This window comes from Vibrio sp. 10N.222.48.A3 (assembly GCF_041475345.1).
Taxonomy (GTDB): Bacteria; Pseudomonadota; Gammaproteobacteria; order Enterobacterales; family Vibrionaceae; genus Vibrio; species Vibrio tasmaniensis_A.
This window is the reverse complement of record NZ_JBFRVX010000340.1, coordinates 1-6307: the sequence shown is the minus strand read 5'-3', so window position 1 is coordinate 6307 and position 6307 is coordinate 1. Positions and strand designations below refer to the sequence as shown.

At 45.9% G+C, this 6307-nt stretch carries 6 protein-coding genes; all 6 read left to right on the top strand.

The window, feature by feature from the left end; genetic code table 11:
• The first annotated feature begins 242 nt into the window (after positions 1-242).
• A complete protein-coding gene (locus AB4653_RS10795; protein ID WP_009845772.1) occupies positions 243-680 on the top strand; it encodes a nuclear transport factor 2 family protein in 438 nt (145 codons plus the stop codon).
• Positions 681-728: 48 nt separating this feature from the next.
• On the top strand, positions 729-2195 hold the full coding sequence (locus AB4653_RS10790; protein WP_009845771.1) for an FAD-binding oxidoreductase: 1467 nt from the start codon (positions 729-731) through the stop codon (positions 2193-2195).
• Between the two features lie 117 nt (positions 2196-2312).
• Positions 2313-3314, top strand: coding sequence for a TRAP transporter substrate-binding protein (locus AB4653_RS10785; protein WP_009845770.1), 1002 nt, complete (start codon positions 2313-2315; stop codon positions 3312-3314).
• 164 nt (positions 3315-3478) lie between these two features.
• Positions 3479-4021 (top strand): TRAP transporter small permease, encoded by a 543-nt coding sequence (locus tag AB4653_RS10780; protein WP_009845769.1) that lies wholly within the window; start codon positions 3479-3481, stop codon positions 4019-4021.
• Between the two features lie 37 nt (positions 4022-4058).
• Entirely contained in the window at positions 4059-5399 is a 1341-nt protein-coding gene (locus AB4653_RS10775) for a TRAP transporter large permease (protein WP_009845768.1), read from the top strand.
• A gap of 11 nt (positions 5400-5410) precedes the next feature.
• Positions 5411-6307: cache domain-containing protein (locus tag AB4653_RS10770; RefSeq protein ID WP_372104125.1), on the top strand; the 897-nt coding region annotated here is incomplete at its 3' end.

Below are 6307 nucleotides of genomic sequence, written 5' to 3'. Positions count from 1 at the left end.
TATTTAGACCTCGTATAAATCTAGTGAGTGACTGTGTAAATAAAATTAGAACACTAATTAATTTATAAAAAGATGAAATCTGTGAGCTTAAAGATTGTTTATAAAGTAACTCGAAGTTAGAGTGGCGAAGCTTGTTATCAAGTTGTTAAATTTCACAGATCTAGTTTAAACACTCTAATAAAAAAGTGGCGCAAAGCTACTGAAATTTAAACCAATAACGAAAACATAAAGGATTCTGGAATATGAATATGCAAACCAATGCAGCGACATTCGTGCTGGAAAACCAAGTCGACACCGCCTTTTTACAGTCTTTTAGTGATGCATGGAATAACCATGATATTGAAGCGCTAATGTCGTTTATGACCGAAGACTGTGTCTTCCACACCGTGGCAGGAGAAGGCGAACTTGGAAACACTATCGAAGGGTACGAAGCCGTTCGCAATAGCTTTGAATTGGTTTGGCAGAACTTTCCAGATGCAGCCTGGAGCGACCCTGTCCACTTTGTGTGTGGTGACCGCGCAGTGAGTGAATCAACGTTCTCTGCAACTAACCCTGATGGCACTGTCATCGAAGCTCGTATGGTTGATGTGTTTACCCTGAAAGAGGGAAAAATCAGCGTAAAAAATGCCTTCCGTAAAACACGACCTCTTTTGACTCCCAGCAATACTCCCAAGAGCTAGACACGAAATCGCACCCCGTTCACGTGTTATGACTAGGAGAGTCGAATTATGAGTTTAGTAATGGAACAACCGGCAGCCGATGTGCCGCCAAAGGTGACAAGCACCCAAGCAAAAGAAAGCACCCAAGCACAAGATAAATACGATCCAAAATACGATCCACTTAAAGACAAGAGCCCCGGTCACGGTAAGGAATACGCCCCGACTTATTGGGTAGATACCGCAGGTGCACCACCTGAAGATGATGGCCCAATTACATCGGATATGGATGTCGATGTGGCGATAATCGGTTCAGGCTACACAGGCCTAAGTACCGCGATACACCTTGCTGAAATGTACGGCATTAAAGCGACTGTGATTGAAGCTAACCGTATGAGTTGGGGCTGCAGTACCCGAAATGGTGGTCAGGCTCAGTGTGCGTCAGGACGTTTGAAGCGTTCTCAGTGGATTGAACGCTGGGGACTCGAAACCGCGCTAAAAATGCACCGCGAATGCGTCGATGGCATGAACACATTTAAATCTCTAATCAAAGACATTGATTGTGACCCGCAGCCGGGTGGCCACTTATACGTTGCTCACCGTCCAAAAGTGATGGCAACACTCGAGAAAGAAGCCAAGTTGCTGCGTGACACGTTCGATTACGATGCGCAGATCTTAGATGCGGAAACCGTAAAACGTGATTACGTTGGTGATCAAGAAGCGGCAGGCGCAATGCATGAGCCAGAAGGTATTGGTATCCATGCTGGGAAATTGGCGTTTGGTTATCTAAGAAAGGCGAGAGCACTCGGTGTAAAAGTTCACCCAGCAAGCCCTGTGATGGGTTGGGAAACACGTAACGGTGTGCATTACCTGAAAACGCCAGGTGGTGTGGTTAAGGCTCGTTCTGTCGGTGTTTGTACCGGCGGATACACAAGCCAAGGTTTGCATTCAGAGCTTAAGAATCGCCTATTACCCGTACTTTCTAACTCGATGGTGACGCGTCCGTTAACTCAAGACGAAATCGCCGCGTGTAACTTTAAAACCAATCAGGTGATTACTGATACCAGAATTCTGCGTCATTACTACCGTTTGTTACCGGATAACCGAGTGCAAATTGGTACACGCAGTGCCATCAGTGGCAAGAATGCACCTGAAAAGAAATACGAAGATATGTTGAGAGCGGATTTAACCCGAAAATTCCCTTCTCTCGATCAGATCAAAATCGATTATTCATGGTGGGGTTGGGTGGATGTTAGCCACGACATGATGCCAAGAATCTATCAGCCGAATCCAAAGCAATCCATATTCTACGCACTAGGGTATGGCGGCAATGGTGTGATGTACTCCGCTCAAGCAGGCAAGCGCCTTGCCCAGTGGATCGCAGGTGAAGGTCATAAGCTTGACTTGCCAATATTTGAATCAAAACTTCCGTTCCCCAACGTGAGGGAAGTGGTGGAATCTGAGATGTTTGCACCATTTCGTAGAGTAGGGCAACAGTTCCTTTATCAGTGGTATTCGTTAAAGGATGAAGTGCTTTAGCTACTCGAACATTGTTTCCAAAATAGGGAAATAGAACTACGACCAGGAAAGTTGTACCAGGTCACCTTGTGAGCAAAGTACAGGCAGGACGTCTGTATGATATGAAAGGTTAAGACTATGAAATTGATTAAAAATAAAATTATTGCTGGCGTCACAATTGTAGCAACAGCGATGCTATCTCATACCGCGGCAGCAGCAAATTTTAAAATGGCTATCGGCGATGCTGCTGGTGGTACGCAGTGGGAATTAGCGACATCATTTTCTGAATTGATGGAGCAAAAAACAGACGGTAAAGTCAAAATCGACCTGTTCCCGAATGGTCAATTGGGCAACGAGCAAGACACCGTCAACGACGCGGCAATCGGCCTTCTCGACTTCTCAGTATTGGCGATCAACAACGTGACGCCTTTCTCTCCAACGGTTGGTCTATTGACCATGCCTTATGTTATTCAAAGTGCAGAAGAAGCGGTGCTATTAACTCAAGGCCAAGTGGGTCAAGACCTTGTCGATAACACCATTCGTGATGCAGGCGTTCGTATCGTTGGTTGGGCTTATTCTGGTTTTAGAGTTCTGACTAACTCTAAAAAGTCAGTGGCTTCACCAGAGGATCTAAAAGGACTAGTGATTCGTGTTCCTCGTAACGAAATCATGATTGCTTCTTACCAAGCATGGGGCGTAAACCCAACACCAATGGCATGGTCAGAAACATTTACTGGCCTACAGCAAGGCGTGGTTGATGGTCAAGACAACCCATACATCACTGTGCATGCGATGAAGTTCAATGAAGTACAAAAGTACGTCACAAACCTTCGCTACATCTTCTCTCTTGAGCCGCTAATCGTCAGTGAAACTGTCTTCCAACAACAAACGCCTGAAATGCAAAAGATCATTCTTGAAGCGGGTCAGGAAGCGACAGAGCACAGCTTTGCATACTTAGAAAATACTGAAAACAAGATCCGTGAAGAACTGCAAGCAAAAGGCATGGTCTTCACTGACCCAGCAGACAACGAGCAAGAGTGGATCAGCAAAGTCACTAAGTCAGTTTGGCCTAAGTTCTATTCAAGCATTGGAGGCAAAGACAAGCTAGACGACGTTCTTGAGTTACTAGGTAGAAAGTAACGATTAGATTCGCCCTATCTGCTGTTCTTCGCTACTTAATCACCTAGCGATAGAACGGTTAGATAGGGCATTTACATGGCTTTACTCGTTGATCTGTCCAGTACCTGATCTTTTTAGTACCGCGAGCGACTGGTTGTCATGTGGAAATCAACATTGGAGGTTATATGTCAGTCGCTAAAACAATAAAAAAGCACCTTAACAACATTGAGGAATATACATGTTGTTTGTTGCTAGCAAGCTTTGTCCTATTGCTGTTCACACAAATCCTTACTCGTCAGCTTTTCGATTACTCCATACCTTGGGGTGATGAAGTCGCTACTTACATGTTTGTTTGGTTTGCCTATCTAGGAGCTGTTGTTGCGGCCAAGATGTCGGCGCATAACCGAGTCAGTTTTCACTTCAAGTTCTTCCCCCCGATTGTTCAGACCGTCTGTGAAACCATCGCTGACTTCTTATGGTTGTTGTTTAACGGCTACTTTGTTTATCTCAGCTACGATTTCGTGTTCAACAAAATGAATTTGTTCTGGAAGTCTCAGACGACAGGCATCCCAATGAAATACTTCTATATGATTTTGCCAATCGCATTTTCTCTAATGATGCTGCGCATTATCTGGAACAACTACGAGCGCTTATTTAAGGGCGCTAAGAACGAAGATCCTGAAGTCAAAGAACTGCGCAAAATGACGGCACAAAAGTCATCACAGTAGTCGTCACAGAGAATAGCCGTAATAGAGAGATGTAATAATGGAATCCTATTTAACTCTAATTTTATTTGGTGGCTTCTTAACCCTGTTAATTCTGGGTGCACCAATCACAGTATCACTGGCCGGCGCTTCAATGGCGGCCTATATGTTGCTCGATAAAAATCCCATCGCTTTAGTACAAATCGCGTTTACCTCGGTGGGTAACTTCCCGTTAATGGCACTACCAGCCTTTGTTCTTGCTGGCGCATTAATGGAGGCGGCGGGTATCTCCAAACGTCTGGTGGATATTGCAGAGAGCTTAGCCGGACCCGTGACGGGTGGCCTTGGCGCTGCAACGGTCATGGCGTGTTTGTTTTTTGGTGCTATTTCAGGTTCAGGCCCTGCAACCACAGCTGCGGTAGGCATGCTAATGGTGCCTGCAATGGTTAAGCGAGATTATGATAAGAGTTACGCATCGGCAGTAACGGCCGCATCAGGGGGCTTGGGGATTATCATTCCGCCATCCATCCCGTTAGTTATTTTCGGCATCTCAGCAATGGGATTAATGGCACCGCCTGAAGCCATCGCTCAACACGGGCAATTTGCTTCTTTATCTATTCCTAAATTGTTTGTTGCAGGCGTTGTTCCTGGCTTCATCATGGCATCTACACTCGTCGTCACCAACTACTTCATTGCCAAGCGAGAAGGCTATAAAGGGCTGTCTGAGAATTGGTCCTTTGGCGAAGTAAGACACGCTTTGCGCCGTGGCATATGGTCGATACTGGCTCCATTTTTGATTCTCGGAGGTATCTATAGTGGTATGTTCACACCAACAGAGTCAGCGGTTGTGGCTATCTTCTATTCGCTGTTTGTGGGTGTGTTTATTCACCGAGAGTTATCGTTCAAAAGCACCATCAAATCATTATCGACAACCACATGGATTACCGGGCGTGTGTTGCTGATTCTATTCGCTGCAACGGTATTTGGTCGCTTGTTAATCGAACAAAAAATTCCGGTCGTAGTGGCTGAGTCATTGCTAGGTTTCACTGACAACATGTACATGGTGTGGGCACTGACTATTGTGCTATTGCTTTTCGTCGGTATGTTCATGGAAACGTTAGCCGCGATCATGATTATCGTGCCAGTGCTGCTGCCAATCATGTACATGCTAGGCGCGGATCCAACCCACGTAGGTATTGTGGTGGTGTGTACGTTATCGATAGGTTTTGCTACACCGCCGCTCGGTGAAAATATCTTTGTCGCCTCGGGGATAGGCGGAGCCACGGTCGAGCAGATCACCGCGAAGATCCATCCCTTTGTTCTTGCATCGGTAGTCGGCGTGTTCGTTATCGCTTTCTTCCCACAAATTACGCTTTGGCTACCGTCCTTAGTGGGCTATTAGGAGAAGTCACTATGAATATATCAAGAATTATCCTTATTGGTTGTGCCGTATTTGCAGTGATCAGTGGCATTGGATTGCGTGCTGAACATTCAGAAACAGCGAAAGAAAACGAGCCAGTCAATGTGCTCGATATTTCAGAGCCACATGTGGTCAGTGACGCGGAAAGAAGAGCCAAAACCCTGCTTGCTAAAGCGGTTGTCCATGTACAAAAAGAAGGCGATGAAAGCGTTCAAGACTTTATGAGCGATGCTGAATACATAGATGGTGAGTTGTATGTATTCGCTTTGGGGATTGATGGTCAATTCCTTGCCAGTGGCGGTTCTTCAATGGTGTTGGTGGGCGACAGTGTTTTAGACACTCAGGACGTTTACGGTAATCCATTTTTCCGAGAAATGATCACGAAAGCGGTACACAACGGCTTCGGTGAAGTGAAGTATCACTGGACCAACCCAACTGATCGCATGGGGGAGCCTAAAACCACCTTCTTTGAGCGAGTGGGCGATGTGATCGTGGCGGTGGGTTATTACCCAGAACGTTCAAGTGCTGCTGAGGCAAAGAATCTATTGGCGAGAGCCATGACAGCGATAGTGGAGTCAGAACAAGAGAGCCTGACTGAGTTCAATGACGCTGAGGGTAGCTTTGTTGAAGGAGACTTATATGTGTTTGTGATGGACATGAGCTCTGGAAAGCTGCTTGCACATGGTGTATCCCCTGAGCTTGTTGGACGTTCACACAACGAAATTCTAAGCCCTGACGATAAGCCAATTCTCACTGAGATGTTAAATCTCGCCAAAGAAAATGGCCGTGGTGTTTACACCTATCGATGGCTAAATCCCCTGTCGAGCAAAGTCGAAACCAAGCACACCTACTATCGAGTGATCGACAATAAATTGGTTGGGGTCGGTTAT